General features: G+C 71.7%; 21 protein-coding genes. 15 read left to right on the top strand and 6 right to left on the bottom strand.

Annotated features, from left to right (window positions below; translation table 11 throughout):
* Positions 1-14: 14 nt before the first annotated feature.
* From ACFT4A_RS04280 to ACFT4A_RS04230, 11 genes are all read left to right on the top strand, one after another.
* Positions 15-1,424 (top strand): citrate/2-methylcitrate synthase, encoded by a 1,410-nt coding sequence (locus ACFT4A_RS04280; protein WP_382825806.1) that lies wholly within the window; start codon positions 15-17, stop codon positions 1,422-1,424.
* A complete protein-coding gene (gene acnA, locus ACFT4A_RS04275; protein ID WP_382825804.1) occupies positions 1,421-3,967 on the top strand; it encodes an aconitate hydratase AcnA in 2,547 nt (848 codons plus the stop codon). The genes ACFT4A_RS04280 and acnA overlap by 4 nt, the downstream gene beginning before the upstream one ends.
* The gene (locus tag ACFT4A_RS04270) at positions 3,964-5,343 is read left to right on the top strand and encodes a DUF6025 family protein (RefSeq protein WP_382825802.1); all 1,380 of its coding nucleotides are present in this window, start codon (positions 3,964-3,966) and stop codon (positions 5,341-5,343) included. Before acnA ends, ACFT4A_RS04270 begins: the two co-directional genes overlap by 4 nt.
* Positions 5,340-6,347: a mandelate racemase/muconate lactonizing enzyme family protein gene (locus ACFT4A_RS04265; protein WP_382825801.1), complete on the top strand. Its 1,008-nt coding sequence runs from the start codon at positions 5,340-5,342 to the stop codon at positions 6,345-6,347. Before ACFT4A_RS04270 ends, ACFT4A_RS04265 begins: the two co-directional genes overlap by 4 nt.
* A gap of 1 nt (position 6,348) precedes the next feature.
* Positions 6,349-7,308, top strand: a complete 960-nt coding sequence (locus ACFT4A_RS04260; RefSeq protein ID WP_382825799.1) for a D-2-hydroxyacid dehydrogenase family protein — start codon at positions 6,349-6,351, stop codon at positions 7,306-7,308.
* Positions 7,309-7,371: 63 nt separating this feature from the next.
* On the top strand, positions 7,372-8,727 hold the full coding sequence (locus ACFT4A_RS04255) for an LLM class flavin-dependent oxidoreductase (protein ID WP_382825797.1): 1,356 nt from the start codon (positions 7,372-7,374) through the stop codon (positions 8,725-8,727).
* Positions 8,724-9,236 (top strand): flavin reductase family protein, encoded by a 513-nt coding sequence (locus tag ACFT4A_RS04250; protein WP_382825795.1) that lies wholly within the window; start codon positions 8,724-8,726, stop codon positions 9,234-9,236. Before ACFT4A_RS04255 ends, ACFT4A_RS04250 begins: the two co-directional genes overlap by 4 nt.
* A 3-nt stretch (positions 9,237-9,239) precedes the next feature.
* Positions 9,240-10,472, top strand: a complete 1,233-nt coding sequence (locus ACFT4A_RS04245) for an acetyl-CoA carboxylase biotin carboxylase subunit family protein (protein WP_382825794.1) — start codon at positions 9,240-9,242, stop codon at positions 10,470-10,472.
* A gap of 64 nt (positions 10,473-10,536) precedes the next feature.
* The gene (locus tag ACFT4A_RS04240) at positions 10,537-11,793 is read left to right on the top strand and encodes an ATP-grasp domain-containing protein (protein WP_382825792.1); all 1,257 of its coding nucleotides are present in this window, start codon (positions 10,537-10,539) and stop codon (positions 11,791-11,793) included.
* 208 nt (positions 11,794-12,001) lie between these two features.
* Positions 12,002-12,592, top strand: a complete 591-nt coding sequence (locus ACFT4A_RS04235) for a TetR/AcrR family transcriptional regulator (RefSeq protein ID WP_382825791.1) — start codon at positions 12,002-12,004, stop codon at positions 12,590-12,592.
* Positions 12,585-13,559 (top strand): phosphotransferase enzyme family protein, encoded by a 975-nt coding sequence (locus ACFT4A_RS04230; protein ID WP_382825789.1) that lies wholly within the window; start codon positions 12,585-12,587, stop codon positions 13,557-13,559. Before ACFT4A_RS04235 ends, ACFT4A_RS04230 begins: the two co-directional genes overlap by 8 nt.
* Here the strand turns inward: ACFT4A_RS04230 and ACFT4A_RS04225 are convergent.
* Positions 13,556-14,317, bottom strand: a complete 762-nt coding sequence (locus tag ACFT4A_RS04225; RefSeq protein ID WP_382825787.1) for an isocitrate lyase/phosphoenolpyruvate mutase family protein — start codon at positions 14,315-14,317, stop codon at positions 13,556-13,558. The genes ACFT4A_RS04230 and ACFT4A_RS04225 overlap by 4 nt on opposite strands.
* Before the next feature lie 95 nt (positions 14,318-14,412).
* On the opposite strand from ACFT4A_RS04225, the gene ACFT4A_RS04220 reads away from it, so the two are divergent.
* On the top strand, positions 14,413-14,565 hold the full coding sequence (locus ACFT4A_RS04220; RefSeq protein WP_382825785.1) for a hypothetical protein: 153 nt from the start codon (positions 14,413-14,415) through the stop codon (positions 14,563-14,565).
* 13 nt (positions 14,566-14,578) lie between these two features.
* Here the strand turns inward: ACFT4A_RS04220 and ACFT4A_RS04215 are convergent, their stop codons facing one another.
* The gene (locus ACFT4A_RS04215; RefSeq protein WP_382825783.1) at positions 14,579-15,925 is read right to left on the bottom strand and encodes an RNA-guided endonuclease InsQ/TnpB family protein; all 1,347 of its coding nucleotides are present in this window, start codon (positions 15,923-15,925) and stop codon (positions 14,579-14,581) included.
* A gap of 770 nt (positions 15,926-16,695) precedes the next feature.
* Here ACFT4A_RS04215 and ACFT4A_RS04210 point away from each other — a divergent pair.
* On the top strand, positions 16,696-17,016 hold the full coding sequence (locus ACFT4A_RS04210; RefSeq protein WP_382825781.1) for a hypothetical protein: 321 nt from the start codon (positions 16,696-16,698) through the stop codon (positions 17,014-17,016).
* Here ACFT4A_RS04210 and ACFT4A_RS04205 read toward each other — a convergent pair.
* Complete coding sequence (locus ACFT4A_RS04205; RefSeq protein WP_382825779.1) at positions 17,006-18,703, bottom strand: DUF2264 domain-containing protein; 1,698 nt, start codon at positions 18,701-18,703, stop codon at positions 17,006-17,008. The two genes, ACFT4A_RS04210 and ACFT4A_RS04205, sit on opposite strands and share 11 nt — an antisense overlap.
* Before the next feature lie 117 nt (positions 18,704-18,820).
* Positions 18,821-19,864 (bottom strand): rhamnogalacturonan acetylesterase, encoded by a 1,044-nt coding sequence (locus ACFT4A_RS04200; RefSeq protein WP_382825777.1) that lies wholly within the window; start codon positions 19,862-19,864, stop codon positions 18,821-18,823.
* A gap of 189 nt (positions 19,865-20,053) precedes the next feature.
* Here ACFT4A_RS04200 and ACFT4A_RS04195 point away from each other — a divergent pair, with 189 nt between their 5' ends.
* On the top strand, positions 20,054-21,721 hold the full coding sequence (locus tag ACFT4A_RS04195) for a rhamnogalacturonan lyase B N-terminal domain-containing protein (protein WP_382825775.1): 1,668 nt from the start codon (positions 20,054-20,056) through the stop codon (positions 21,719-21,721).
* A gap of 15 nt (positions 21,722-21,736) precedes the next feature.
* On the opposite strand, the gene ACFT4A_RS04190 is transcribed toward ACFT4A_RS04195, so the two are convergent.
* Together ACFT4A_RS04190 and ACFT4A_RS04185 are read right to left on the bottom strand one after the other, a co-directional pair.
* Positions 21,737-23,149, bottom strand: a complete 1,413-nt coding sequence (locus ACFT4A_RS04190) for an RICIN domain-containing protein (protein ID WP_382825773.1) — start codon at positions 23,147-23,149, stop codon at positions 21,737-21,739.
* Between the two features lies 1 nt (position 23,150).
* Positions 23,151-24,248 (bottom strand): family 43 glycosylhydrolase, encoded by a 1,098-nt coding sequence (locus tag ACFT4A_RS04185; protein ID WP_382825771.1) that lies wholly within the window; start codon positions 24,246-24,248, stop codon positions 23,151-23,153.
* Positions 24,249-24,420: 172 nt separating this feature from the next.
* Between ACFT4A_RS04185 and ACFT4A_RS04180 the strand changes: the two genes are divergently transcribed.
* Entirely contained in the window at positions 24,421-26,520 is a 2,100-nt protein-coding gene (locus ACFT4A_RS04180; protein ID WP_382825769.1) for an autotransporter-associated beta strand repeat-containing protein, read from the top strand.

Below are 26,520 nucleotides of genomic sequence, written 5' to 3'. Positions count from 1 at the left end.
CAAGAAAGGGAATCGTGAGCAACGTCGACCAGCTCATAGCCCGCGCCCTGGGCATTGCCGAGGACCGTGTCACGGACGGGCTCGAATACCAGTCGATCAGGGAGTGGGACTCGCTCGGCCACGTCTCGCTGCTGGTCGCCATCGAGCAGGAGTACGGCGTCGAGATCGACGACGACCTCACACTGGGGCTCCGATCGGTGGCGGCCGTCCGCGAGTTCGCCGCGACCCGCGTCCCCGGGCGGACCGGCGGGGACGGGGGGCTCCCCGTCGCGGCCGCCGGGCAGGAGGAGCGCCGCACCGTACACCGGGGTCTGGAGGGCGTCGTCTTCGACCGGACCGCCATCACCCACATCGACGGCGCCGAGGGCGTCCTCGAATACCGCGGCTACAGCATCCACGACCTGGCCGAGCGGTCCTCCTTCGAGGAGGTCGCTCACCTGCTGGTCCACGGTGAACTCCCCGACGCCGCGGGCCTGGAGAGCTTCGCGAAGCAGCTGCGCGCCTTGCGCGCACTGCCCGAGCCCGTCCTCGCCCTGGTCCGCTCCCTCGCGCACGCGCACCCCATGGAGGCACTGCGCACCTGTGTCTCCGCGCTCGGCGCCTTCGGCCCGCGACGGGCGCCCGGCACCGACGAGAGCCATGCCGAGGCCCTGGAGACCGGTGTCTCGCTGATCGCCCGGATACCGATGATCGTCGCCGCGCACCACGCCTTCCGCACCGGCCGCGAGCCACTGCCGCCGCCGGAGGACGCCACCCACGCCGAGGCGTTCCTCACCGTGCTGCTCGGCGAGCGGCCCTCGCCGGCCGCGGTGCGCTTCATCGACAAGGGCTTCATCGTCCATGCCGACCACAGCTCCAACGCCTCCGCGTTCACCGCCCGCGTCGCCATCGGCTGCCGGGCCGGCATGACGGCCGCGATCACCGCCGCCATAGCCGCCTTCGCGGGCTCGGTGCACGGCGGTGCCGCCGAGCGCGTCGTCGGCCTCGTCGACCAGGTCGGTTCGCCCGGGAACGCGCGGGCGCACGTCGAGGCGCTCCAGAGCCGGGGCGAGCCCGTGATGGGCTTCGGCCACCGCGTCTACCGGACCGAGGATCCCCGCGTACGTCATCTGCGCTCCACCGTCGTCGAGTTGAGCGAGGAGCGCGGCGACACCACCGGCCTCGACATCCTGGACGCCGTGGCCACGGCGATGCGCCCGTACGGCCGGCACGGCGTCGCCCCCAACGTGGACCTGTACGCGGGGCTCGCCTACCGGCTGCTCGGCCTGCCGGACGACCTGGCCGTGCCGCTCTTCGTCGTCGGCCGCGCTCCCGGCTGGGTCGCCCAGGCGCTCGAACAGCAGTCCAACAACGTGCTGATCCGGCCGCTGCTCACCTATGCCGGGCCACACGGCCGGACCTACCGGAAGGCGGACGGCCGATGAGCCGTACGACATCTGCCGCGCCTTCGGCGCCCTCGCTGCCCGGCTTCGCCGAGGAGCGCGGCTTCGACCTCGGCGCCGTCCCGTACACCGGCCGTGTCCTGATCGAATCCCTGCTGCGCGGCGGCGACCCGGAGCAGGCCGCGGTTCTCGGCAAGCGCCTCGCGCTCGGAGAGGCCCCCGGCCTGGAGATGCCGTTCCGGCCCGCCCGCATCCTCGTGCAGGACTACACCGGCATCCCGCTGCTCGTCGACCTCGCCGTGCTGCGCGACCGCGTCGCCGAGCCGGGCCGGGTCAATCCCGCCCTGCCCATCGACGTGGTCGTGGACCACTCCGTGCAGGCCGACTGGGCGGGGCGTCCGGACGCGCTGCGGCTCAACGAGGCGCTGGAGATGTCCCGCAACCAGGAGCGCTACTCGTTCCTCAAGTGGGCCGAGGGCGCCTTCGACGGGCTGCGTGTCATCCCGCCGGGCCACGGCATCGTCCACCAGGTCAATCTGGAGCGGCTCGCCACGGTGGTCGCCGAAGGCCGGGACGGCGGCCTGTATCCCGACACCGTGCTCGGCACCGACAGTCACACCACCATGGTGGGCGGCCTCGGAGTGCTGGGCTGGGGCGTCGGCGGCCTGGAGGCGGAGGCGCAGATGCTGGGCCTCGCCCAGCCGATCGGCATTCCCCCCATCGTCGGCGTCCGCCTCACCGGCGCGGTCAGCCCCGGCACCTCGCCCGTCGACGTGGTGCTCGCCCTGACCCGCCGGCTGCGCGAGCGGAACGTGCGCGCGATGATGCTGGAGTTCACCGGCCCCGGGGTCGATGAACTCACCGCGCCCGACCGCTGCACCATCGCCAACATGGCTCCCGAGTACGGTGCCATGACCGCGTTCTTCCCCGTCGACGAGGAGACCCTGGACTATCTGCGGCGCACCGGCCGCACGGATTCCCACGTGGCCCGGGTGCGGGACTACTGCCTGCGCCAGCGGCTGCTGCGCGGCGGCGAGGAACCCGTCTTCGGGCGGACCATCGACTTCGACCTGGGCGAGGTCGGCCCGGGTCTCGCCGGACCGAGCCGACCCGACCAGCGGATCTCCCTCGGCGCGCTGCCCGCCTCCTTCGCGGAGCTGCACCAGGGCGAGGTCCGCGCCGAGGACGTGGTGTCCGACGGCGACCTGGTCATCGCGGCCATCACGTCCTGCACCAGCACCTCCAACCCGAAGGCGATGCTGGCCGCCGGACTGCTCGCCCGCCGGGCCGTGGAGCGCGGCCTGACCGTGCCCCCGCACGTCAAGACCAGTCTCTCGCCCGGTTCCCGCGCGGTCACCCGCTACCTGGCGGAGTCGGGGCTGCTCGGCGACCTGGAGAAGCTGGGGTTCCACGTCGCCGGATACGGCTGCATGACGTGCAACGGCGGCAGCGGCCCGCTCAACCCCGGGGTCGGTGAGGCCGTCGACCGCCTGGGGCTGACGGTGGCCGCCGTGCTCAGCGGCAACCGGAACTTCGAGTCGCGGATCCACGCCCAGGTCCGTGCGGGCTATCTGGCGTCCCCGGCCCTCGTGGTCGCCCTGGCGCTGGTCGGCACCGTCCGCGCCGACCTGGAGAACGAGCCGCTCGGCACGGACACCGAGGGCCGGCCCGTCCATCTGCGGGACCTGTGGCCGCACAACGGCGAACTGCGGGAACTGGAAGACCGGTTCGTCACTCCGCAGATGTTCGCCCACGACCAGGCGCCCGACCCGGCCTGGGAGGCGATCAGCGCCCCGGACGGCGAGGTCTTCGCCTGGGACCCGGCGTCCGCGTACATCCGGCCCCCCGCCTACGTCGACCCGGGCCCCGCTCCGGGCCCGCTGTCCGGTGCCCGCGCCCTGCTCGCGCTCGGCGACGACGTCAGCACCGACCACATCTCGCCGGTCGGCGCCATCCCCGCGGACTCCCCGGCCGGGCTTCACCTCGTCGAACGCGGGGTCCGCGACTTCAACTCCTACGGCTCACGCCGCGGCAACCACGAGGTGATGGCACGAGGCACCTTCAGCAATCCCCGGCTGCGCAACCTCCTGGTCGGCGACGGCGACAGCGGCGGTTGCACGCTGCACGTGCCGAGCGGCGAGCGGCTGCCCGTCTTCGACGCCGCCCGGCGCTACGCCGAGTCCGGCACCCCGCTGATCGTGCTGGCCGGCCGCAGCTACGGCATGGGCTCGTCCCGCGACTGGGCCGCCAAGGGGCCCTGGCTGCTCGGTGTCCGGGCGGTCCTCGCGGAGAGCTTCGAGCGCATCCACCGTGCCAACCTGTGCGCCATGGGCATCCTGCCGCTGCTGCTGCCCGCCGGGCACGGCTGGGCCGGCCTCGGCCTCACGGGCCACGAGGAGTTCGCGCTGGACCTGGACCCGGACCGGGTACGGGAGACCCGAGAGGTGCGGGTCACCGCGGGCGAGCAGGTGTTCACGGCCCGCGCCGACGTGCAGTCGGAGGGTGAGTGGGACGTCCTGCTGGGCGGCGGCACGCTGCCGTACCTGCTGCGGCAACTGCGCGAGCAGGAGGCCGTGTCCGGATGAGCGCACACATCCTCGACCGGCTCGGTCTGCGCCGGGCCGCCGAAGCCGACGCCCTCACCGCCGGGACGAAGACCTTCGTCCCGGTGCACGTCGGCACGCACGACGTGACCATCGGCGCCGTCCTGGACGCCCTGGCCGCCGACCCGGCCCTGCTGCCGCCGCGCACCGGCCACCTGGGCAACTGGGAGGACATCGCGGCCGGCCGCTCCGGGCCGATGGACTTCAACACCGCGATCTGCGGCGGCGGTCACGGCTATCCGCTGATCTACGGCTTCACCCGCACCGAGGCCGCCACCGAGGGTGGCGACGAGGCGTACCAGCCCGGTTCGCTCATCGAACGAGGCAAGCGGCACACCCTGCCCCTGCACACCTGGGACGGCGCCCGCTTCGTCCGCCGCGACCGGAGCAAGCCCCTGTTCTGCCCCCTGGTGCAGGCCGAAATGGACGGGCAGCTGGTTCCGCTGGTGGAACTCCACCGGCAGCGGATGTCGGCCCTGCCCGGCTACCCCTTCCGGCACTGGGCCGCCATCCTCACCGACCGCGCCCCGCTCGTCACCGACCTGCTCACCCTGCTCCTGGAGCAGGCGGCCGCGCAGGGCCGCAACCAGGCGTTCGCCGAGCTGATCAGCCAGGCCGTGCACCTGGACGGTGAGGTGAGCCGCTGCGACCTGCGGCCGGACGGCACCGGCTACGTACTCGACGGCCACCGCTACCCCTCGGCCCGCGCCCTGGCCGAAGCGGTCATGCTGACGGTGCGCGCGCTGGTGGAACCGGCAGACTTCTTCGCCCGGATGCGCGACCTGCCGCCGGTCCTGCCGGTGATGTCGCTCCAGCTCACCAATGTGCTGTTCGCCCTGCTCGACGTGCACCACCCGGACGCTCCGGCCGGCCCGCCCGAGAGCCCGTTCATCACCCATCTCCACTGGGGTGCCCGGGCCATGGCCGGCTGCCCGCCCCGGCGCGGCGGCTATCTGTCCCGGCGCTCCACGGTGCGCTCCCTGCGGGCCATCACCGACCCGCTGGTCCGGCACTTCGACGAGGCGGCACCGGTGGCCTTCGTGCTGTTGCCCGCCCAGGCGTTCATGCTCTGTCCGCCGAGCACGGCGCCGGACGACGTCGAGCTGCTGGCGGAACTGTTCCGCGGGGTGCGCGCCGCGGGCCCCGAGGCCGCCTACGACACCACGCTGGCCTGGCTGGACTCCCATCGCGACCGGCTCTCGGAGTACCTGCGCGGCCGCTTCAGGAGCGGCAGCGGAGTGCCGGCCGACAACACCCTGCGCGAGGCCGCGGTGCCGGTGGAGCCCGAAGGGTTCCGGGAGCTGACCTTCCGGCAGGCCTGTGGTGCGGTGGCGGCGTTCGAGGAGGTGCTGGGATGAGACTCGCCCAGCGCGAGGTCGTCATCGCTCTGCGGGAACCGTTCGTCAGCAACACCGGCGTCACCACCGAGGTGCGCCAGAGCGTCGTCGAACTGACCTGGGAGGGGCTGCGCGGGCTGGGGACCGCGCGGGGTGCCGACCCGGCCGGCCTCGCCGCCTGCGCGCCGCTGCTGGCCGGTGCCTCGCCCTTCGCGGTGCGCCGGACGCTGGACCTGCTCCCGCCGATGAGCCCCGCGACCCGGTCGGCAGTCGACATGGCCCTGCACGACCTGCTCGGCAAGGCGAGCGGGCAGCCCCTGCACCGGCTCCTCGGCCTCGACGGTCTGCCGCTCGCGCCCACGGCGCTGTCCATCGGCGCCTGCCCCGACGACGAACTCGTCCGGCAGGCACGGAAGCTGGCCGAATGGCCGATCCTCAAGCTCAAGCTCACACCCGAGGACGACGGCAGCCGCGCCGGAGTGCTCCGCTCGGTCTACGACGGACGCATCCGCGTCGACGGCAACGGCTCGTGGTCCCCCGGCCAGGCCCTTCGCGTCGCCGAAGAGCTGCACCGGCACGGCGTCGAGATCCTGGAGCAGCCTGTCGCCCCCGGTGCGCTCGACGACCTTCGGTACGTGCACGAACGCTCCCCGGTCCCCGTCTTCGCCGACGAGGACTGCGCCGGGCCCGAGGATGTTCTGCGGCTGCGCGACCGTGTCAGCGGCATCAACATCAAGCTGGCCAAGAGCGGCGGCCTGGCCGCCACGCTCGAGATGCTCAGTCTCGCCCGGGCCTGCGGACTGACGACCATGCTCGGCTGCAAGGTGGAGAGCACCCTCGGTACCACCGCCATGGCCCAGCTCGCCCCGCTCGCCGACCACCTCGACCTGGACGGGCCCGTCGGCCTGCTCCACGACCCGTTCACCGGCATGCGCGTCGACCGCGGCACCCTCACCCTGCCCACCGCGCCCGGCATCGGCGTCACCCCCGCCCACGGGACCCATGACATCCACGGAGAGGACTGACATGCGGCTGCGCTGCGCCGTGCTCGACGACTTCCAGAACATCGCCACCACCGTGGCCGACTGGAGCGCCGTCCAGGACCGGGTGGAGGTCGTCTCCTTCACCGAGCACTTCGCCGGCGAGGACGAACTGGCCCTCGCTCTCGCGGACTTCGACATCGCGGTGACCCTGCGGGAGCGCGTCCCCTTCCGCGCCGGTCTCCTCGACCGCCTGCCCCGGCTGAAGCTGCTCATCGCTTCCGGCATGCGCAACTCGGTCATCGACTACACCGCCGCCGAGCGCAACGGCGTCACGGTCTGCGGCACCGCGAGCTCCTCCACCCCGCCGGTCGAGCTGACCTGGGCGCTGCTGCTCGGTCTCGCCCGCGGCATCGTCACCGAGAACAACGCCCTGCGCACGGGCGGCCCCTGGCAGTCCACCGTCGGCGCCGACCTCCACGGCCGGCGTCTCGGCCTGCTCGGCCTGGGCAAGATCGGCAGCAGGGTGGCCCGGGTGGGTCTCGCCTTCGGCATGGAGGTGACGGCCTGGAGCGAGAACCTCACCAAGGAGCGCGCCGACGAGGCCGGCGTCCACCTGGCCCCCTCCAAGGAGGAGCTGCTGCGCGGCAGCGACTTCGTCTCGGTCCACCTCGTGCTCGGCGAACGCACCCGCGGCCTCGTCGGCGCGCCCGAGCTGGCCCTGCTCAAACCGACCGCGTACGTGATCAACACCTCCCGCTCGGCCATCGTCGACGAGGACGCCCTGCTGGCCGCGCTGCACGAGGGACGGATCGCCGGCGCCGGCGTCGACGTCTTCCACAGCGAGCCGCTGCCCGGGGACCACCCGATGCGCACCGCGCCCCGGCTCCTGGCGACCCCGCACCTCGGCTACGTCTCCCACAGCAACTACCGCTCGTACTACGGCCAGGCCGTCGAGGACATCGAGGCCTACCTGGCCGGCGAGCCGGTGCGCCGACTCGGCTGACGCCCCCCGCACGGCCCCTCGCGCCCCAACACTTCCCGTCCCACAGCCTTTGGAGAAACACCGGTGACCAGCCCGCAGCGCCGCATGATGAAACTCGGCGCCTTCCTGCCCGCGCCCGGCCACCACATAGCCGCCTGGCGCCATCCCGAGGCCCGGCCGGACGGCGGCCTCGACTTCGACTACTACCGCTCGCTGGTGCAGACCGCGGAGCGCGGCAAGTTCGACATGGTCTTCCTGTCCGACGGCGCCGGCGTGCGCACCAAGTACAAGGACGCCGACGAACTCAGCCGGCAGGGCCGCATGGTGCACTTCGAGCCGCTCACCCTGCTGTCCGCGCTCGCCGTCCACACCACCCACATCGGCCTGACGGCGACCTCCTCGACGACGTACAACGAACCCTTCACCGTCGCCCGGCAGTTCGCCTCGCTCGACCACCTCAGCGCCGGCCGCTCCGGCTGGAACGTCGTCACCTCGGCGACGGACGCCGAGGCCCGCAACTACAACCTCGACAAGCAGCCCGAGCACGCCGCCCGCTATCACCGCGCCCGCGAGTTCATGGAGGTCGTCACCGGCCTCTGGGACAGCTGGGAGGACGACGCCTTCCTGTACGACAAGGGCTCCGGGCGCTTCTTCGACCCGGGGAAACTGCACGTCCTCGGCCACCGGGGCGAGCACTTCTCGGTGCGGGGCCCGCTCAACGTGGCCCGCCCGCCGCAGGGTCATCCGGTCATCGTGCAGGCCGGCTCGTCCCCGGACGGCCAGGACTTCGCCGCCCGCTGGGCCGAGGTCGTCTTCACCGTGCAGCAGACCCTCGACCAGGCGCAGGTCTACTACCGCGGTCTGAAGAAGCAGATCGCCGACCACGGCCGCCACCCGGACGACGTCAAGATCCTGCCCGGTGCCTTCATCGTCGTGGGCCGCACCCAGGCCGAGGCCGAGGACCGGTACGAGACGCTGCAGTCGCTGGTCGACCCGGTCGTCGGCCTCGGCATGCTGTCGTACCAGCTCGGCATGGTCGACATCTCCGGGTACCCGCTGGACGGCCCGTTGCCGGAGCTGCCCGCCACGGAGGGCAGCACCAGCAAGCAGCAGATGATCTACGAACAGGCCAGACGGCAGGGCCTCACCATCCGCGAGCTGTACCTGTCCGTCGCCGCCGGCCGCGGCCACCGGTTCCTGCTGGGCACCCCCGAAACCGTCGCGGACCAGCTGGAGGAGTGGTTCGTGAACGAGGCCGCCGACGGCTTCAACATCATGCCGGACTACCATCCCGGCGGTCTCGACGCGATCGTCGACCTGCTCGTGCCCGAGTTGCAGCGCCGCGGACTCATGCGCACCGAGTACGAGGGCAGGACGCTTCGCGAGAACCTGGGCCTGCCGCGGCCGGGGTTCCGGGCGGTGTCCGGGGCCACGCGGTGAGTGCCGAGCGCCCGGTCACCGTCGAAGGGGCGGAGCTGCGGTCCGCGCTGCGGGCGCATGCCGCCGGTGTCGCCGTGCTGACCGCTGCCGATGGCGACGGACCCATGGGCGTGACCGTGACCTCCTTCACCTCGGTCAGCGCCGCCCCGGCCCTGGTCTCGGTGACGCTCGCCGACACCTCGCTCACCTGGGGCCGGATCAAGGACTGCGACCGGTTCGCCGTCCAGCTGCTCGGAGCGCACCAGGCGGATCTGGCCCTGCGTTTCGCCAGGTCCGGTGACCGGTTCGCGCCTCCCACCGCCTGGCGGCCGGGCCCGTTCGGGGTGCCGCTGCTGGAGGGCTGTCCGAGCTGGCTGATCTGCTCCCGGTACCGGCAGCTCCGGCTGGGCGACCACCATCTGCTGGTGGGCGCCGTCGAGCAGGTACGGCACGGAGCGCCGGGCGACAGCCTGGTGCATCTGCACGGAGACCTGCGTCCCGTCACCACCCCCATCCCAGCGAGGACGTGAACCATGCCCAGGATTCTGCTGCTCTCCCGCCAGCCCCTCGCCACCCGCCCGCTGCACCGGTGGCTGGACCGCACGGCGGACGACATCATCCTGCTCACGACACCCGAGGCGGTGGCGGGCGCGGAGGACGTCCTGGCCGAGCACTTCCCGATGCACCGCCTGGTGGACTCCTACCACAGCTGGTCCGCCGAGCAGGCGGCCGAGGAGGCCGCCCGCGCCTACGGGGCCGAACTCGTCGCCAGCACCAGCGAGAGCGATGTGCTCCGGGCGGCCCGGCTGCGGGCCCGCCTCGGCCTGCCGGGCCAGGACGTGGCGTCGGCGACCGCGTACCGGGACAAGGTCGTCATGAAGCGGCTGGCCCGCGCGGCAGGCGTCGGTGTGCCCGCGTTCGCCCCGGTCGACAGCCCCGCGGACCTCCTGGACTTCATCGCGGCCGAGGGCTTCCCGGTCGTGGTGAAGCCGCGCCTCGGCGCGGGCGCGGAGGGCGTGGCGATCCTGCGCGGCCCGGCGGACGTCACGGCGTTCCTGGACCGCGAGGGCTCCTCGGACGTGCCGTACCTGCCCGCCCAGTGGATGGTCGAGGGCTTCGCCACGGGGGAGTTCTTCCACGTCGACGGCATCATGCGGGACGGCCGGATCGTGCACGCCTGGCCCGGTCAGTACACCGGCGGCCTGGCGGAGCGCATCCACGACGAACTGCACATCGGCAGCGTGCTGCTGGCGCCCGAGGACCCTCGCACGGCGGTGATGCGGCGCATGGCTCAGGACGTCGTCGCGGCCCTTCCCGCCGCTCCGCATCCGCTCGCGTTCCACCTGGAGGCGTGGATCGGCCCGGACGGCGTGCCGGTTCTGTGCGAGATCGCCAGCCGCGCGGGCGGATCGCTGGTCGGCGAGCAGTACGCGCGCGTCTTCGGCGTCGGGCTGGCGCGGGAAGGGCTTCGGGCGCAGTGCGGCTCGGCTCTCGCCCTGACCGCTCAGCCCGCGGCCCCCTCGGCCGCCGTCGGCTGGGTCATCGTGCCTCCCGGGCACGGCGCCTTCGTACCACCGGCCCGGCCGTGCCCGGTTCCCGGTACGGAGATGACGCTCATGCGGGAACCCGGCGCCCAGTGCAAGGGCGTGGAGCATGTCGGGGACGGGGCGGCAAGCTTCTTCGTCCAGGCCGAGACCCCCGAGTCGGTCCGCGCACGCCTCACCGAAGCCATGGACTGGTGGCACGAGAACACCGCCTGGCAGTAAGGCCGGCCCGCCTCCTCCCCTCCCGTCCCCTCCCGTCCCCTCGCGAACAGACAGGAAAGCAACCTTGTCCGAACACGTCCTGATCGTCGGCCCAGGCCGCGACTTCCCCGCCCGTATCCGCGCTCTTCAGCCAGGCACCCGTACGACGGTGATCTGCCAGCTGGACTACATCGGCAAGGTCCGTGTCCCCGGCGAGAACGCCCGGGTCATCGGCGTGCGCGGCGATGCGCCCGAGCAGGAGTGGATCGACCTGGCGGCGGCGGTGCACGCGCTGCACCCCTTCACCCGGATCGGCACCTTCGGAGAACGGGACCAGGACCACTACGCGGTCATAGCCGAGGCCCTGGGGCTGTTCGCCCACAGCCCGGCCACGGTGTCCCTGGTCCACGACAAGGAGGCCATGCGGGTCCGTCTGCGCGAGGCAGGGGTCGACGCCACCGTCAGCGCCCGGGCCGCCGACCTCGACGAGCTGCGCGCCTTCGTACGGGAGAACGGCCTGCCCTGCGTGGTGAAGCCGATCTCCAGCTCGGGCAGCGCGGGCGTCACCAAGGTGGTGGACGAGAGCGAGCTGGCCGAGGCCTTCGCGAAGGCCGACGGCAGCTATCTCGGACTGCCGAACACCGGCGTCCTGGCCGAGGAGTTCCTCGACGGCCCGCAGTTCAGCGTCGAGGCGTTCTCCGAGCTGGGCGAGCACCAGGTCGTGACCATCACCCGCAAGTTCTCGGATCCGGAGACCTTCGTCGAACTCGGCCATGTGTCTCCCGCGGATCTTCCCGCCGGCCTGCGCGAGGAGATCCACGCGTATGTGGGCGGCGTACTCGACGCACTGGGGGTGGAGTTCGGCCCCACGCACACGGAGGTCGTGCTCGGCGACAAGGGCCCGCGGCTGATCGAGACCCACGTTCGCATGGGCGGGGATCAGATCCCGGCTCTGGCCCTCGACGTGACCGGAGTCGATGTGGACGACCTGACGGCCCGCCAGACACTGGGGGAGAAGGTGCTGCCCGGCATCCGGGCCGCTCTCGCCGAGGAGCCTCCGGCCGGCGGCTCGGCCATCTGGTTCGGCTCGCTCGACGCGGCCGGGGTGCTCGACGGCGTGTCCGGCCTCGACGAGGCCCGTGCGCTCCCGGGCGTGACCGAGGTCGCTGTGCTGGCACGCCCGGGTGCGGAGGTCGGCAGACTCGAGACATCGGAGTCCCGAGTGGCGTTTGCCCGTGCGCGGGGAGAGAGCGCCGAGGAGGCGGTGGCCGCGGCACGGGCGGCTGTGGAATCCCTCGAGTTCCGGCTGCGAGTCCCCGGGCGGCGTGGTGTGACGATATGACGTAGCGGGGCAGCGGTCGCCTGCCACGGGGGGCGGCGGTCGGTGTCGGGCCGGAGGAGGTGGCTGAGGGCCTGTTCTGATGTTCCGCCCTGGTCATGGGCGCTGCGACCGGGCCCTCAGGCTACGATCGCCCTGCGCCTGTGGGACCTTCACACCGACGCGGCATCACCGTCGTGGCCCTCATGGAGAGGTAACCCCCGAACCCCCCATGCCCAGAGCCGGCCTCACCCCCGACCGCCTCGTGGCCGCCGCAGCCGACCTCGCCGACGAGGCCGGCTTCGAGCGTGTCACCCTGTCCGCGCTGGCACGCCGCTTCGGTGTGAAGGACGCCAGCCTGTACACCCATGTCCGGAACCTCAAGGATCTGCGCACCCGCCTGGCCCTCCTCGCGGGCGGCGAGATGATCGACCGGATCGCGGCGGCGGTCGACGGGCGGGAGGCCGGGCGGGACACGCTCGCCGCCTTCGCCGGTGCCTACCGGGCCTACGCCCTCGAGCACCCCGGCCGGTACGCGGCGACGCAGTTCCCCGTCGACCAGGACCTCCTCGCCGACTCCCCCGCGATGCGCCGCACGGCCGACATCACCTACGGCATGCTCCGCGCCTACGGCCTGGAGGAACCCGACCTCACCGACGCGGTGCGCCTGCTGCGCAGCACCTTCCACGGCTACTGCGCCCTGGAGTCCAACGGCGCCTTCGGGGCACCGCGTGACGTACAGGTGTCCTGGGACCGGGCCGTCGACGCCCTGCACGCGCTGCTTCTGAACTGGCCCCGCGAGGAGAGGATCCCCGATGTATGACACAGCCGGCTCCATAGCCGAGATCTACTCGCTCGGCACCGGCCCCTGGACGATGACGCCCGTCACCCGGGGGGCTCTCGGCCAGATCTGGAGGCTCACCGGGAACGGCCGGTCCTGGGCCGTGAAGGAGCTCCTCTTCGGCTGCGACGAAGCCCAGGTACGACGCGAGGCCGCCTTACGGGACTCAGCGGAACGCCTCGGCATCGCCTCGCCCCGGCTGCACGCCGACCGGCACGGTGCGCACGTCTCCCGCCTCGACTCCCCGAGCGGCGGCTCCTGGGTGAAGCTGTACGACTGGGTCGACGGCACCCCGGCGGACGTCTCCGACCCGGACGTCCTGGACTGGTTCGGCCGGACCATGGCGCTGCTGCACCAGGCCGGGGAGGGCGCCGTCGAGACGCCGCACGACTGGTACGAGCGGTGCCCCGACGACGCCGAGTGGGAGGACCTGCTCAAGAAGGTGCGGGACGCCGGCCTGCCCTGGTCGGGCGAGCTCAGCGGCTTCGTCGCCACGTCCGCTCCCCCGCTGGCCCACTGGGTCACCCCGTCGGATTCACGCGGGCTCGTCACCTCGCACCTCGACCTCCAGCCCCAGAACGTCCTGGTCGGCCCCGACGGGCCGGTCCTCCTCGACTGGGACAACGCGGGGCCGGTCTCGGCGGAACGGGAGTTCGCGCGTGCCGTCCACGTCTGGTCGGGCGGCAACGAGGTGGACATCGAATCCGCCCGTCGGCTGGCACGGGCCTACCGCGGTGCCGGAGGCCCGGCCGTCATCACCGGCCCTGAGTCGTTCTCCATGCTCTTCGCCACCGCCCTCAACTACGTCCATGTACAGGCCGAGACGGCCGTCGACCCCACTGTGACCGATGCGCAACGCCGGTTCGCGAGCGTGCAGGCCGTCACCTTCCTGCGCGGCGTGCCGGACCTGGCCGCCGTCGCCCTGCTGGTCGCCGCGCTCGACACCTAGCGGGTCGGGGGCACGGCCACCTCGTCGTACGACGGTGTCACTCCCGTCGGCGTCCGTCCCGCCCTGATGTCCGCCACCGCCTCCAGCGCCGCGCCCAGCGCCCTCCGGTACAGCAGCGAGCCGAGGCTGATCCGGCGGACGCCGACGTCGGCGAGGTGGGCGACGGTCGGGCCGCCGGGTGAGTAGAGGACGTTGAGGGGGACGTCCACGTGGCGCACCAGGGCGGCGATCCGGCGCAGGTCGGTGAGGCCGGGGACGAACACGCCGTCCGCGCCCGCCTGTCGGTAGGCGTCGAGCCGGGTGAGCGTGTCCCTGGTGTCGCCGTCGCCGTCGCCGAGCCAGTGGGTGTCCGTGCGGGCGTTGACGAAGAGGGCGGGTGCCGCCTTCTTGACCGCGGCGATCTTCGCCGCGTGCCGGGCGACGGGCCCGAGGCCGTCCTCCAGGTTGATGCCGACCGCTCCCACGGCGTACAGCTCGCGCGCGAACTCCGCCACCTCGTCCGGGTCGTCGCTGAAGCCGCCCTCCGCGTCGACCGACAACTGGAACGGTTCGGATCCCAGGGCGAAGGCCAGTCGGAGCGTCTCCTCCCGGGTCGCCGCCACACCGTCGGGCAGTCCCGCGACCGCCGCGACGCCCAGGCTCGTGGTCGCGATCGCCGCGAAGCCCTGCCCGGCGAGGGCCCGGGCCGAGGCGTGGTCCCAGGCGTTGGGCAGGAGGAGAGGTGCGTCTCCGTGGTGCAGATCGGCGAAGGCAGTCATGGCGCCACGCTAGGACCGGCTCACTTCGGCGCACGCCGAAGCATGGCGTCCGGGTGCCGTGGCAACCTTCCCCGCCCCCACGGCAACCACAGAGCATGACAACAGCACAACCGGAAACACAGCCCCGCCGCACCACACGCCACCGCCGCGTCCGCGCGGCCCGCAAGCCCGCGATCGGCGCGCTCGCGGCGGCCACACCCGATGACGGCTTCGCGCTGCTCACCCGCGTCTCCGACAGCAACAATTGACATCCTCCCCCTATTAAGAGAGGGGGATTTCAACCCATGTGGGCTGAGGTTCACGGGCGCTCGAACGGCCGGTGGCCGTTGTCACCCCTCCGGCACCGGCTGTTCGCCGGGGGCGGGGGATCCCGCCCTGTCCTGCCGCGACGTTGATACTGGCGTTGGTGTCCGCGTTACAGGTGAAGCCGCAGGAGGAACAGACAAACTCGGCTTGGCTCTTGCGCGAGTTCTTGTCGATCCATCCGCAGGCACTGCACCGCAGACTCGTGTAGGGGGCGGGGACGTCTTCGACCCGGCCGGGAGCCTTGTGTCCGGTGCGCTGCCGCAGCAGGCCCCAGCCCTGGGCCAGGATGGCCCGGTTCAGCCCGGCTTTGGCCGCCCGGCCGTTGCTGAGGTACTGGCCGGGCTGGTCGGGGTCGGGCTTCGCCTTGACCCTGGCGGTCATCGTCTTGATGTTCAGCTTCTCGAACCGCACCAGATCGTAGGTGCGGGCGAGCATGGTGCTGGTCTTCTCGCACCAGTCCTTACGGCGGTTCGCCTCCCTGGCCTTGAGCCGGGCCACCTGCGCGTACGCAGCCGTCTTCCGCTCGCTGCCCTTCGGGGCGCGGGCGGCGCGGCGCTGGTGCTTACGGACCTGGGCGCGCTCGCGAGTGGTGAGCTGGGGGCAGTTGAGGGAGCGGCCGTCGGAGAGTGCGGCGGTGATGGTCACACCCCGGTCGATGCCGATGACCTCGCCCGTGCCCGGCTTGTCGATCGGATCGGGGATGACGGCGAACGCGATGTGCCACTGACCGTTCCTGAGGGTGACGCGAAACGTCTTCGCCGCGGGAAGCCGGGCGCCCTTGCCTTTGACGCTGAGGCGGAAGCGCACCCATCCACATCCCGGCACCTTCACCTGCGCCCACCGCCGGTTGAGCTGTTGCACGGTGACCGCGCGGCCCATGACCTGCTTGCTGGTCTTGGGGTTGATCAGCGGTCGGCCGTCCGGCTCGTACTCGGGTACACGATCATCGCCGATCACGCGGAAGCCCTCGTGCACGAACTTCTTGCGCCAGGTCGGTTCGCCGAACCCGGACGTGAAACGCGCGGCCTTGGCCCTGGCGAAGTCCTTGAGTGCCTGTGCCTGGACGGTCTGGTTCCCGGCGCGCAGCCACTCACTGGCAGCACGGGCCTCGGTGAGCTGACGGCACTGCTCCGCGAACGACGGGGCCCCGGTGCGCTTGCCGTCGGGACGGTGGTGCACCTTGTCCCGCCGCCAGTGCGCATGCTGCTCCACCGCAAGGTTCCACACATACCGGGCGTGCGCACAGTGCAGCAGCATCTGCTGCTCCTGTCCGCTCGTCGGGTACATCCGAAACCGTGCCACGCCGCGAACCTAGACCGCACATTCCCCCACCGCGCACACCATCGATCACACTCACCCGCACGAGTGACCACACCAGGCCAGCCACCGGCCGCCACCGACCTCAGGACCCTCAACTCCCCGTCACCACCACCTGTCCGTGGGGTGGCCTCAGCATCACAGGCGACGACGCCGAATCGCCCCGACGGCGATTCGGCTTCCCCTGCCCCGCTCCGCGGGAACGGGCATTCACCCCGGCCCTGAAGGACCGGGCACCCTGCCCGAAAGCAAGGTGGAAGGAGACGGCGGCGGCCGCTACCAGGGCGGCAAGGAGACCTTCCGTACGAAGCTCACGGGCACCGCGTCCAAGGACACGGCCCCGCTGCTGGACGGGCAGCTCACCTGGAACGGCAGCAAGTACGGCGCGTACTTCGTCGTGCACGGCGCGGGCGGCGCGGCCGACGGGCACTTCGGCGACAAGCTGGCGTACGTCAGCGCCAAGGGCGCGAAGCTGAGCGGCGGCTGGGGCTGGGGGTGCAGTCACAACGAGGGCATCGCGCTGCACGCCGAGAAGACCGGCGCCTCACCTCGCTCTGCTTCGACGACTGGCGCTCGGGCCTGTTCGTGTCGACGGGCATCGGCGCCCCCGACAACGCCCCGGTCGTGCAGCGCGAGCAGTGCTGGGCGGGCTACTGCGGTAGCACCTTCCCGAGCCGTAACGGCGACCTCGTCAAGTCGGGAAGGACCGCAACTCCGGCCCCGGCAAGGCGATCCGCCTGTCCGAGACAAAGGGCGTGGAACACGTCAACGTCCACCTCGCCCCGTACGGCAAGGACCGGCTGCTGCTGTCCTGGGAGTCGGTCAAGAACGCCACGTGCAAGGCGGGCACCTGCACCGGCACCTTCGCGGGCACGCATCTGCGCCTCATCGACTGGAACGGCAAGTTCCAGAGCGCGGCCAAGGTCGTCCAGGACAGGATCACGGGCGATATCGCGGTGTCCGCGGACGGCTCACTGACCTGGGCGTACGCCCCGGCCACGCCCTCCTACGCGAAGCCGCTCACCGGTGCGTCCCCGACGTCCACGACCTTGAGGATCGCCCGTCTCAAGCCGTGACGTCCACGCCCGACTCCGTCAGCCGGGCCCGCGTCACGCCGCCGTCGCTCCAGCGAATCTCCAGTGCTCCGGCATCGTCGGCGTGTACGGAGACCAACTCCTCCAGCGGGGCCGGGTCCGGCTCGGCCGTCAGTCGGGCCAGGGCGACGAACAGGGTGGCCCGCTCGCCCACGGCGCCCGTCAGGGAGTCCGTGAGGCCGATCGCCGGCAGGAGTTCCGCCCTCAGCCCCTCCCCCGTCGGCCAGCCGGTGACCCGTACCGCCGTCCCGGGCTCCGCGCCCGCCACCAGATGCGCCCGGACCTCCACGGCCCCGCGCGCCAGCACGGCACTCGTCACCCGCGCTCCCCCGCCCACCGTGTGCCGTGAGGCCGCCCAGCCCTCGCCGACGCCCAGCGGTTCGATGCCGGTGCGGCTCGGGTCGTCGCCGACGATCACGCTGTTGTCGTACGACGAGGAAGACGACGGGGCCGGGGCCGTCACCGTCGAGTACGCCAGCCGCGTGTAGTACGGGTCGTAGCGGACGTCCTCGCTGCCGTGGTTGTGGAGGCGGACCACGCCGTCCGAACGGGTCGACTGGAGAAGCCAGTTGGGCGGTCCGACGGGAGTGACGGCGTCGGCGCGCTCGGCCGGGCCGGGTTCCTCCGCCGCCGTCCACACCTCGTGGTCCGCGGGGAGCAGCAGGCCGAGGAAGCCCTTGCTCGCCCAGTACGGGGAGGCCGGGCCCGAGTAGCCCTGGAGGACGGACGCGTCGGGGCCGTGCCAGCCCAGGGACAGCAGGCCCTTGTCGTCCACCGCGCCCCGGTCGAGGAAGTACCGAAGCGCTCCGGAGGCCAGGCGCCGGGTCTCCCCGGGCGACAGGGGCGTACGGCCGGTCAGCGCGCCCAGCCACAGGGGGGCCGTCGTCGCGAAGCGGTACGTCAGGGAACGCCCCTGGTGCATCGGGGCGCCGTCGCCGCCGAACAGCCGGGCGTAGTCCAAGAGGTGGCGCGAGAGCCGGTCGCCGTAGAGGTCCAGCAGGCGCTCGTCCTGCTCCAGCCAGGCGTGCAGCACCGGGTAGAGGTGCATCGCCCAGCCGTTGTAGTAGTCGAACTTGCGGCCGTCGCCGTCGGTGTACCAGCCGTCACCCAGGTACCACCGCTCGATGCGTTCCAGGCCGCGGTCGATCGCCGCGCGGGACGCCTCCGGCTCGTGGCCGATCTCGGCCAGGAAGCCGCCCACGGTGACCGGGAACAGCTCCCAGTTGCAGGGCCACGCCTCGGCGGTGAGGGCGTCGCCGAGCCAGGCGGCCGTCCGCTGCCGTACGCCGTCGTCCAGCCGGTCCCACAGCAGGTCCCGGGTCAGGCGCAGGGCGAGCGCGATCGACGCCGCCTCCACCAGGGGCTGGCTGCGGTCCTCGATGCGGGGCCAGACACCCGAGACACCGGCGGCGAGGCCGGTGGCGTAGCGCTCCAGGGCCTTCTCGTCGCGGCGGAAGGCGGCCAGCAGCAGGGTGCGGGCGTAGCCCTCCAGGCCGTCGGAGAGGCGTCCCGACCAGCTGGTCCGCTCGCCGGGCAGGTGGTACAGCGCACGGTCCTCGGTCGCGTACGGCTCGACGGCGGTGAGCAGGGCGTCGGCCGCCGCCTCCCAGTGGGCGCGGGTGTAGCCGGTGAACGCGGACGTCGTGCCGTCGGCCGGAGGCAGGTGCATCGGTTCTCTTTCGTGCGCGGGTTCGTGTTCGTGCGCGGTTCGTGCTCAGACGCTGGGATCGGACGGAACGGGTCGGACCTGGAGCGCCCCGGTTCCGGTCGGGGCGCCCCAGGGGCTCTATCCCACCCGCACTGTGCCCTTCGGCACCAGATGCCGGGTGACGAGTTCGTCGCGGACGAGGCCCGCGTAGGCCGTGGCACCGCGCACGGAGGTGTGCGTGTTGTCCCGCGCCTCGTTGTAGAGGTACAGCGCCTTGGAGCCCTCCACGCCCAGGGACTCCACGAGCGCCTTCGTCTTCGCGGTGAGGTCGATCAGCGGGACGTTCCGCGCGGCGGCGACGGAGCGGGTGACCGCCGGGTGGTCGACACCGAGGCCGTTGACCAGGAGGGCGGTTCCGTTGTTCAGCGTGCCGTCCGCGTTGAACCAGCGTCGCACGATGGGAGTGACAAGGACCGGCTGTCCGCCCCGCGCCCGGACGCCGTCCACCAGGGTCTCCAGGTTGGCCCGGTAGGTGGCCTCGTCCGTGGTCTTGTCGTTGTGGGCGAGCTGGACCAGGACCAGATCGCCGGGGCGGATCAGGGGCCGCACGGTGGCCCACAGCTTCGGGTTCCCCAGATAGGAGACCGTACTCTCCCCGGAATCGGCGTAGTTGGCGACGGACACGCCCTCGCGGAGGTACTGGGGCAGCTGCTGGCCCCAGCCGGAGTACGGGTCGCCGGACTGGTCGCAGACGGTGGAGTCGCCGACGAGGAAGATCTGGCGGGTGTGCCGGGCGGGGGTGACCCTGATGTCGGCGAGAGCGGGTGCGGAACCGCCGATCCGCAGGTCGAGGCCGGGGGTTCCCTCGGGGCCGGTGGGCTCGCCCTCGGGCGTGCGGACGTTCACGGTGAAGCTGCGGGTGACGTGCTTGCCCGCGGGGGCGGCCGTCTCGGGGAGCAGGGCACGGCGGGTCTCGCCGCTGACGCTGGTGGCGGACGCGGATTCTCCGCCGAGCACGACCCGCACGTCGTACGTGCCGGGCGGGACGTCGAAGTGGCAGGTGCCGGCGGCGCACTGCGCCAGGCCCGGGGACGGGCGGCCGGAGTGCGCCTGCGCCGGTACGGACGGCAACGCGCTCCCCAGAGCCAACGCCGCCACGACGGCGATGCTGAAACGTCTCACTCGCGGCTCCTCTCAGCGGACGACAAGACCTGGAGGTGGACCGTACCGCTCCGGACAAGCGCTTTCTAGACCCCGAGCAGCATTCACGAGATGGACAACTTCACATGACCGAAAGCCCTTTCGCGAAATCGATTCAACTGTCACCCTCACTCCCACCCGAACTCCCCCCACCTCCCGAGGAGGCCCCCCATGTCCGGATCCGCGCACAGACCGGTCGGCCGCCGCACCTTCGTCCTCGCCGCCACCGCCGCGGCCGCCGGCACGGCCCTCACCGGCACGGCACACGCCGCCGCCTTCGGCTGGAGCGACGACGGCTCGAACTACGTCGTCGACACCGGCGCCCAGCTGGTCTTCAAGGTCAGCAAGTCCACCGGCGACCTGACCTCGCTGGTCTACCGGGGCACGGAGTACCAGGGCTACGGCGGCATGAACTCGCACATCGAGTCCGGCCTCGGCGCCTCCACCGTCGGCATCAGTCAGTCCGGCTCGACGATCCTGGTCTCCGTCACGCACGGCACGCTGAAGCACTACTACGCGGCCCGCAGCGGCGAGAACAACATCTACCTGTGGACCGACAAGGCCGACACGTCCGTCTCCGCGACCCGGTACATCGTGCGGGTGAAGAAGGGAGCGTTCCTCAACGACGAGCCCGACTCGTACACCTACGCGCCCACCACCATCGAGGCCTCGGACGTGTTCCGGAAGTCCGACGGGCAGACCCGCTCGAAGCACTACTCCAAGCGGCGCGTCATGGACTACGACTACGTCGGCTGGTCCGCCGGCGGGGTCGGCCTGTGGGTCGTGCGCAGCAACCACGAGAAGGCCTCCGGCGGCCCCTTCTACCGCTCCCTGCTGCGCCACCAGAGCGCCGACGGCGGCGGCCTCTACGAGATCCTCTACTACGGCCAGAACCAGACCGAGGCCCAGCGCTTCGGCCTCCAGGGCCCGTACGTCATCGCCTTCACGGACGGCGGGGCGCCCTCCTCGGCACTGTTCCCGGGCACGCTGACCACGCCGTGGGCCGACTCGCTCGGCATCTCGGGATACGTGCCGGCGAGCGGCCGGGGCAAGGTGGCGGGCGTCGGGATATCGGGCCGGAACTCGGCGTATCCGTACACCGTCGGACTGGCCAACTCGGCCGCTCAGTACTGGGGTTCGGCGCGTTCCTCGGACGGATACTTCTCCCTCGCGGGCGTACTGCCGGGGACGTACACGCTGACCGTCTTCAAGGGCGAGCTGGCGGTGTACACGACGTCGGTGAGCGTGTCGGCGGGCGGGACGACCACGCTGAACACGATCGCCCTGCCGTCCTCCAACGACCCCGCCAACGCCGGCGCGATCTGGCGGATCGGGGACTGGAACGGCACGCCGGGCGGGTTCAAGAACGCGGACCTGATGACGTACGCGCATCCGTCGGACGTACGGGCCGCGTCCTGGACCGGGAACGTGGTGATCGGCGGCGGCGGTGAGACGGCGGCCTTCCCCTGCTACCTCTGGAAGGACGTCAACAGCGGACTGCTCGTGTACTTCAAGCTGACCGCCGCGCAGGCCGCCGCCGCGCACACCCTGCGCATCGGCGTGACGACGGCGCACGCGAACGGCCGCCCCCAGATCACGGTCAACGACACCTGGACATCCGCCATCCCCTCCCCGCCCACCCAGCCGAACACCCGGTCGCTGACCAACGGTTCCTACCGCGGCAACAACCACACGTTCACGTACAGCGTCCCGGCATCCGCCTGGAAGACGGACACGAGTCAGTACAACGTGCTCAGGATCGACGTGGTGAGCGGGTCGGGGGCGACCGGGTTCCTCAGTGCGGGGACGGCGATCGACGCGATCGACCTGCTGGCCTAGCAGCCCTCGGGGCCGTCATGTCCCGCGCGTCCACTGCTGGTTGGTTCCTCCGTTGCACGTGTACGTGATGAGGGCGGCGGAGTCGGCGGTGGACGCGCCGTTCACGTCAAGGCACTCGCCGGAGGCCCGGGACTTGACGTTCACGTACGAGCCGGTGGTGGTCAGGGACCACTGCTGGCTCGTCGCGGAGACGTCGCAGTTCTCCTGTGTGACCGTGCTCGCGTTCTCCCGCACGCACAGGGAGCTGTTGCGGACCGCCAGTTGGTAGTAGCCGCCGCCGACGGACTTGAACCAGTACTTCTGGTTGGTGCCGCCGTTGCAGTCGTACTGCTTGAGCTGGGCACCGGCCCACAGCGACTGGCTCGTCACGTCCGCGCACTTGGAGGAGTGGCGGGCGATGAGGGTGTGGTAGGTGGCGCTCGTGCCGGAGACGGTCCCGGCGGCCGTGTCGATGGTGACCTCCGGCGACCAGGACATGGACATCGTGGTCGAGTTGGAGAAGGTCAGCGGCAGCCACACGTACCGCGAGTCGTTGACGGTCCCGCCGAAGGAGTTGCCCCAGCGGTCGCCGAGGTAGAGGTACGAGGTGCCCGAGGTGCCCTGCACGGGCAGGACGAACGCGGTCTGCGAGCCGTAGGTCGTCGAGTCGCCGATGTTCTTCATGGCCGACCAGGGTCCGCCGATGCTCGTGGCCGTGGCGTACTGCTGCTGGTTGGGGTTCCAGCCCGTGGCGCCCGAGGTCAGCATGAAGTACACGCCGTTCCGCTTGAACAGGGCGGGGGCCTCGCGGTGGCCGCCGGGCCAGGGGTTGGCGACCAGGCTCGCGATGCCGGTGTAGTCGGCGGTGAGACGGTAGATCTGGAGGTCGTAGTTCTCGCGGGCGGCCGAGATCATGTACCCGGCGCCGTCGGTGTCGACGAAGACCGTGATGTCCCGGGACATGTGCTGGCCGAGCGGCCGGAAGCTGCCCTTCCAGGTGTAGTTCCCGTCGACGGTGTCGGAGACGGCGACGGCGGCGCGGGCCTCGCTGTAGTCGGTGCCGTTCTCCTTGTGCATCCACATCACGAACTTGCCGGTGGACGCGTTGTACATGACCTTGGGCCGCTCGATGTTGGCGGTGGCGAGCTCCGGGTCACTGGCCTCGGTGAGGACGTGGTTGCGGAACTCCCAGTTCTTCAAATCGGTCGAGCGGTAGGCGTCGACGTACCGGAAGGTGTTGTCGGCGTTGCGGTGCTCGCCGAACCAGTAGTAGTAGGAGCCCACTTTGAGGACTCCGCCGCCGTGCGCATGGACGGGCTTGCCGGAGGTGTCCGTGAACTGGGTGCCGTTGGTGATCGTCTGCGGCGCGGCCTGGGCGGGGCCGGCGGTGGCGAGGGCGCCCGCCAGGGCCAGGCACAGGGCGAGCAGGGTGGCGTAGGCACGTCTCATCTCAGTCACCCGCCGTTATGGCGTCGGCGACCGGGATGCCGAAGTCCGGGGTGCCGTCCGGCTTCCAGCCGAGCTTCTGGATACGGGTGTGGCGGTTGGGGTCGTTCAGCGGGTCGCCGTTGATCTCCTTGTACTGGCGGGCGTGGTAGACGAGGACGTCGGTGCGGCCGTCCTCGGCGACCGTGAAGCAGTTGTGGCCGGGGCCGTACTGCTTGGTGGTGTCGTTGCTGGTGAAGACCGGGGTCGGCGACTTGGACCAGCTGATGGGGTCCAGGAGGTGGCTGTCGGCGTCGGCGGTCAGCAGGCCCACGCAGTAGTTGAAGTCGGTGGCGCTGGCCGAGTACGTCATGAAGAGGCGGCCGTTGCGCTTGAGGACGTACGGGCCCTCGTTGACCTTGTAGCCGATGCGCTCCCAGTCGTACTCCGGGGTGGAGAGCCGCACCTGCGGGCCCTTCAGGGTCCAGGGGTTCGCCATCTCGGACAGGAAGATGCCGGTGTTGTTGTCCATGCCGGGCTCGTGCTGCGCCCAGGCGAGGTAGCGGGAGCCCCGGTGGGTGAACGTGGTGGCGTCCAGGGAGAAGGTCTCCCAGGCCGTCTTGATCTGGCCCTTCTCCACCCAGGTGCCCTTGAAGGGGTTGGGGTGGGCGTTCTCCAGCACCCAGATGCGGATCGCCCAGACGTCCTCGGCGGGCGCGGAGGCGAAGTAGATGTACCACTTGCCGCCGATGCGGTGCAGTTCGGGCGCCCAGATGTGCGCGCCCATGTTCCCGGTGGGGTGGGCGCGCCAGATGACGGACTCGGCGGCCGTGCCCAGGCCGTTCAGGGTGCGGGAGCGGCGCAGGATGATGCGGTCGTACTCGGGGGCGGTGGCGGTGAAGTAGTAGAAGCCGTCCTTGTGCCGGTGGATGTGCGGGTCGGCCCGGTTGGGGACGAGCGGGTTCGCGAAGGGGGCCGGCTTGGGGTGCCTGCCCGGTGTGGCGGCCTGGGCCACCCCGGGGACGGCGGGAACGGCGGCCAGGGCACCGGCGGCTGCGGCACCCTTCAACAGCATTCTGCGGCTGGGGGGTTCGGGCAGAGCGTGGTCGCGGTCGCGGCTCATGCGGGGGGCTGCCTCTCACTGGCGTTGTCTGATATTTCGAACACCATCTGTCATTACGAACGCCGAAAAGGTAAGGGTGTGTCACGGAGAGGTCAACGGGTCTGACGGGACGAAGACGGGGCGGCTCGCCGACTTTCTGTTATCGGCCGCTCTCCCCGACGTCTCCGATCATGTGCGCAGCCCCACCACCCACACCACAGCAGCGGCCGTCGGCGTTCTCGCGGCGGTCGTGTCCCTCGTCGCCGCTCCCCCGGCGGCGGCCGCCGGTCCCCGGGACGTCACGGCCGCCGTGCTCGCCGGGCGGGATGTGACGCTCACCGGCGACACGGCCGTCACCGTGCCGCCCGGGACGACGACGTACGGCGGCGTGTTCCGGGGTGAGGGGACGCTCACGGTGCGGGGCAGCGGGACGCTGGTCCTCACCGGGGACAGTGACTTCACGCTGCCCCGGTCCCGGCAGCGGCAGACGGTGCGGACGCTCGGCGGGAACCACCCGTATGTGACCGTGGCCCGCCCCGACCCGCCCGCGATCACCGTGGAGCGCGGGGCGACCCTCCAGTACGGCGACGGCGGCACGACCGGGCTCATCGGCCACTTCCCGTACGGCACACCGGCGTTCCGGCTCAACCAGGACAACATCCGGGTCGACGGCACCCTGCGGCTCGCCCTGAAGAGTGCCTACAACCTGGGCACCGTCAGCGGCTCCGGGCTGATCACCCAGCCGCGTTTCCTCTGGGGCACCTGGGACCTGTCGGGGACCCACTCCTTCTCCGGGGTGATCGACAACGGCACGCAGGCGAACGCCGGGCGACCGGAGTACGCGACCTCGCTGCCGCGCGTGCGCAAGATCCTCAACCAGGGCACCTGGACGGTCGACACCCCGCTGGGCAGGACCGTCACCATGGGCATGGACTTCTACCAGCACGAGTACGGCAGCGACATCAACGTCCAGTCGCGGCCGGGCGGCAAGGTCGTCCTGACCGGGCAGTACAGCTGGTCGGACCGGGGCGGCGACACCGACCCCTCGCTCAGCGACCCCGCCCTGAACTGGACACCGGCCCGCAAGAACGTCAACAAGCGCGGCACCAACATCAAGGGCGCGAACGTCCAGTGGGGCGACGGCACCACGCGCGAGATCTTCATGCCGGGCACCGCGGAAACCGTGTACATCAACCTCCTCGCGGCCCGGGAGCGTTCGAAGCTGACCTTCGACTACAACGGCCCGGTGACGCTCGGCGCCCCCATCGGCGGCGGCCGGTTCCACGACACGCTCTCCGCCCCCGGCGCCGGCGACATCGTCATCGCCGGAACCCCCGGCAACGACGTGACCTTCGCGGCCGTCCAGTACTACGACGGCTCCACGACGGTCGAGAAGGGCGCGGTCCTGCGGCTGGGCAGCGGCAAGCGCGGCGGCGACGGCGGGCTGTACACGCGAGGCGCCCGCTCCGAGGTCGTCAACAATGGCTCGCTCGTCCTGCGCAACACGGACAGGCCCCTCACCCTGTCCCGCATCGGCGGCAGCGGCTCGCTCACACAGTCGGGCGCGGCCACGACGACTCTGACGGGCGGCGCGGTGACGTACACCGGGACGACCACGGTCTCCAGGGGCACGCTGGCCCTGCGCCGAGGCGCCACCCTCACACACAGCGAGGCGATCCGGCTCCCCTCGGCCGGAGCCCGGCTGGACACGGGCCGGGCGGGCCTGCGCGTGTCGACCGCCCTGAGCGGCAAGGGCACGGTCCGAGGGGCGGTCACCAACGAAGGAACCGTCACGGCCGGGCTCACCGTCAACGGCCCCTACACGCAAGGCGCGAAAGGCTCCCTGCTCCTGCGGGACGAGCCGCTGACGGTGACGGGCGCGGTGCGCCTGTCCGGAGATCTCGACGTGTCGGCGGCCGGGAGGCGGCCCGCTCGCGTCATCCCCGTGCTCGACAACAAGGGCCGCTCCAAGCCCTCGGGAACCTTCACCGGCCTGAAGGAGGGCGCCCGCCTGAAGCTGGCCGGCACCACGTACCGGATCAGCTACCGCGCCGGCGACGGCAACGACATCGCCCTGACAGCGGCCAACGCCGCCGCGAGCCCGTCCCCCACCGCGTCCGGCTCGCCCGCATCCGACGCGGCGACGCCCCGCAGCGCCGGCGCGTCGGAGAACATCGGCTTCGGCTGGTGGCCCTACGCACTCGGACTGGCCCTCGTGGTCAGCCTCGCCGTACCCATGGCGGCGCGACGGGGCCGGGGCGGCGGGCGTCATGCGGGCCGGGCGCGGCGGTGA

Origin of the sequence: Streptomyces sp. NPDC057099 (assembly GCF_042671245.1) — a bacterium.
Classification (GTDB): Bacteria; Actinomycetota; Actinomycetes; order Streptomycetales; family Streptomycetaceae; genus Streptomyces; species Streptomyces purpurascens.
The sequence above is the reverse complement of the archived record's forward strand: the minus strand, read 5'-3'. Positions and strand labels throughout refer to the sequence as shown.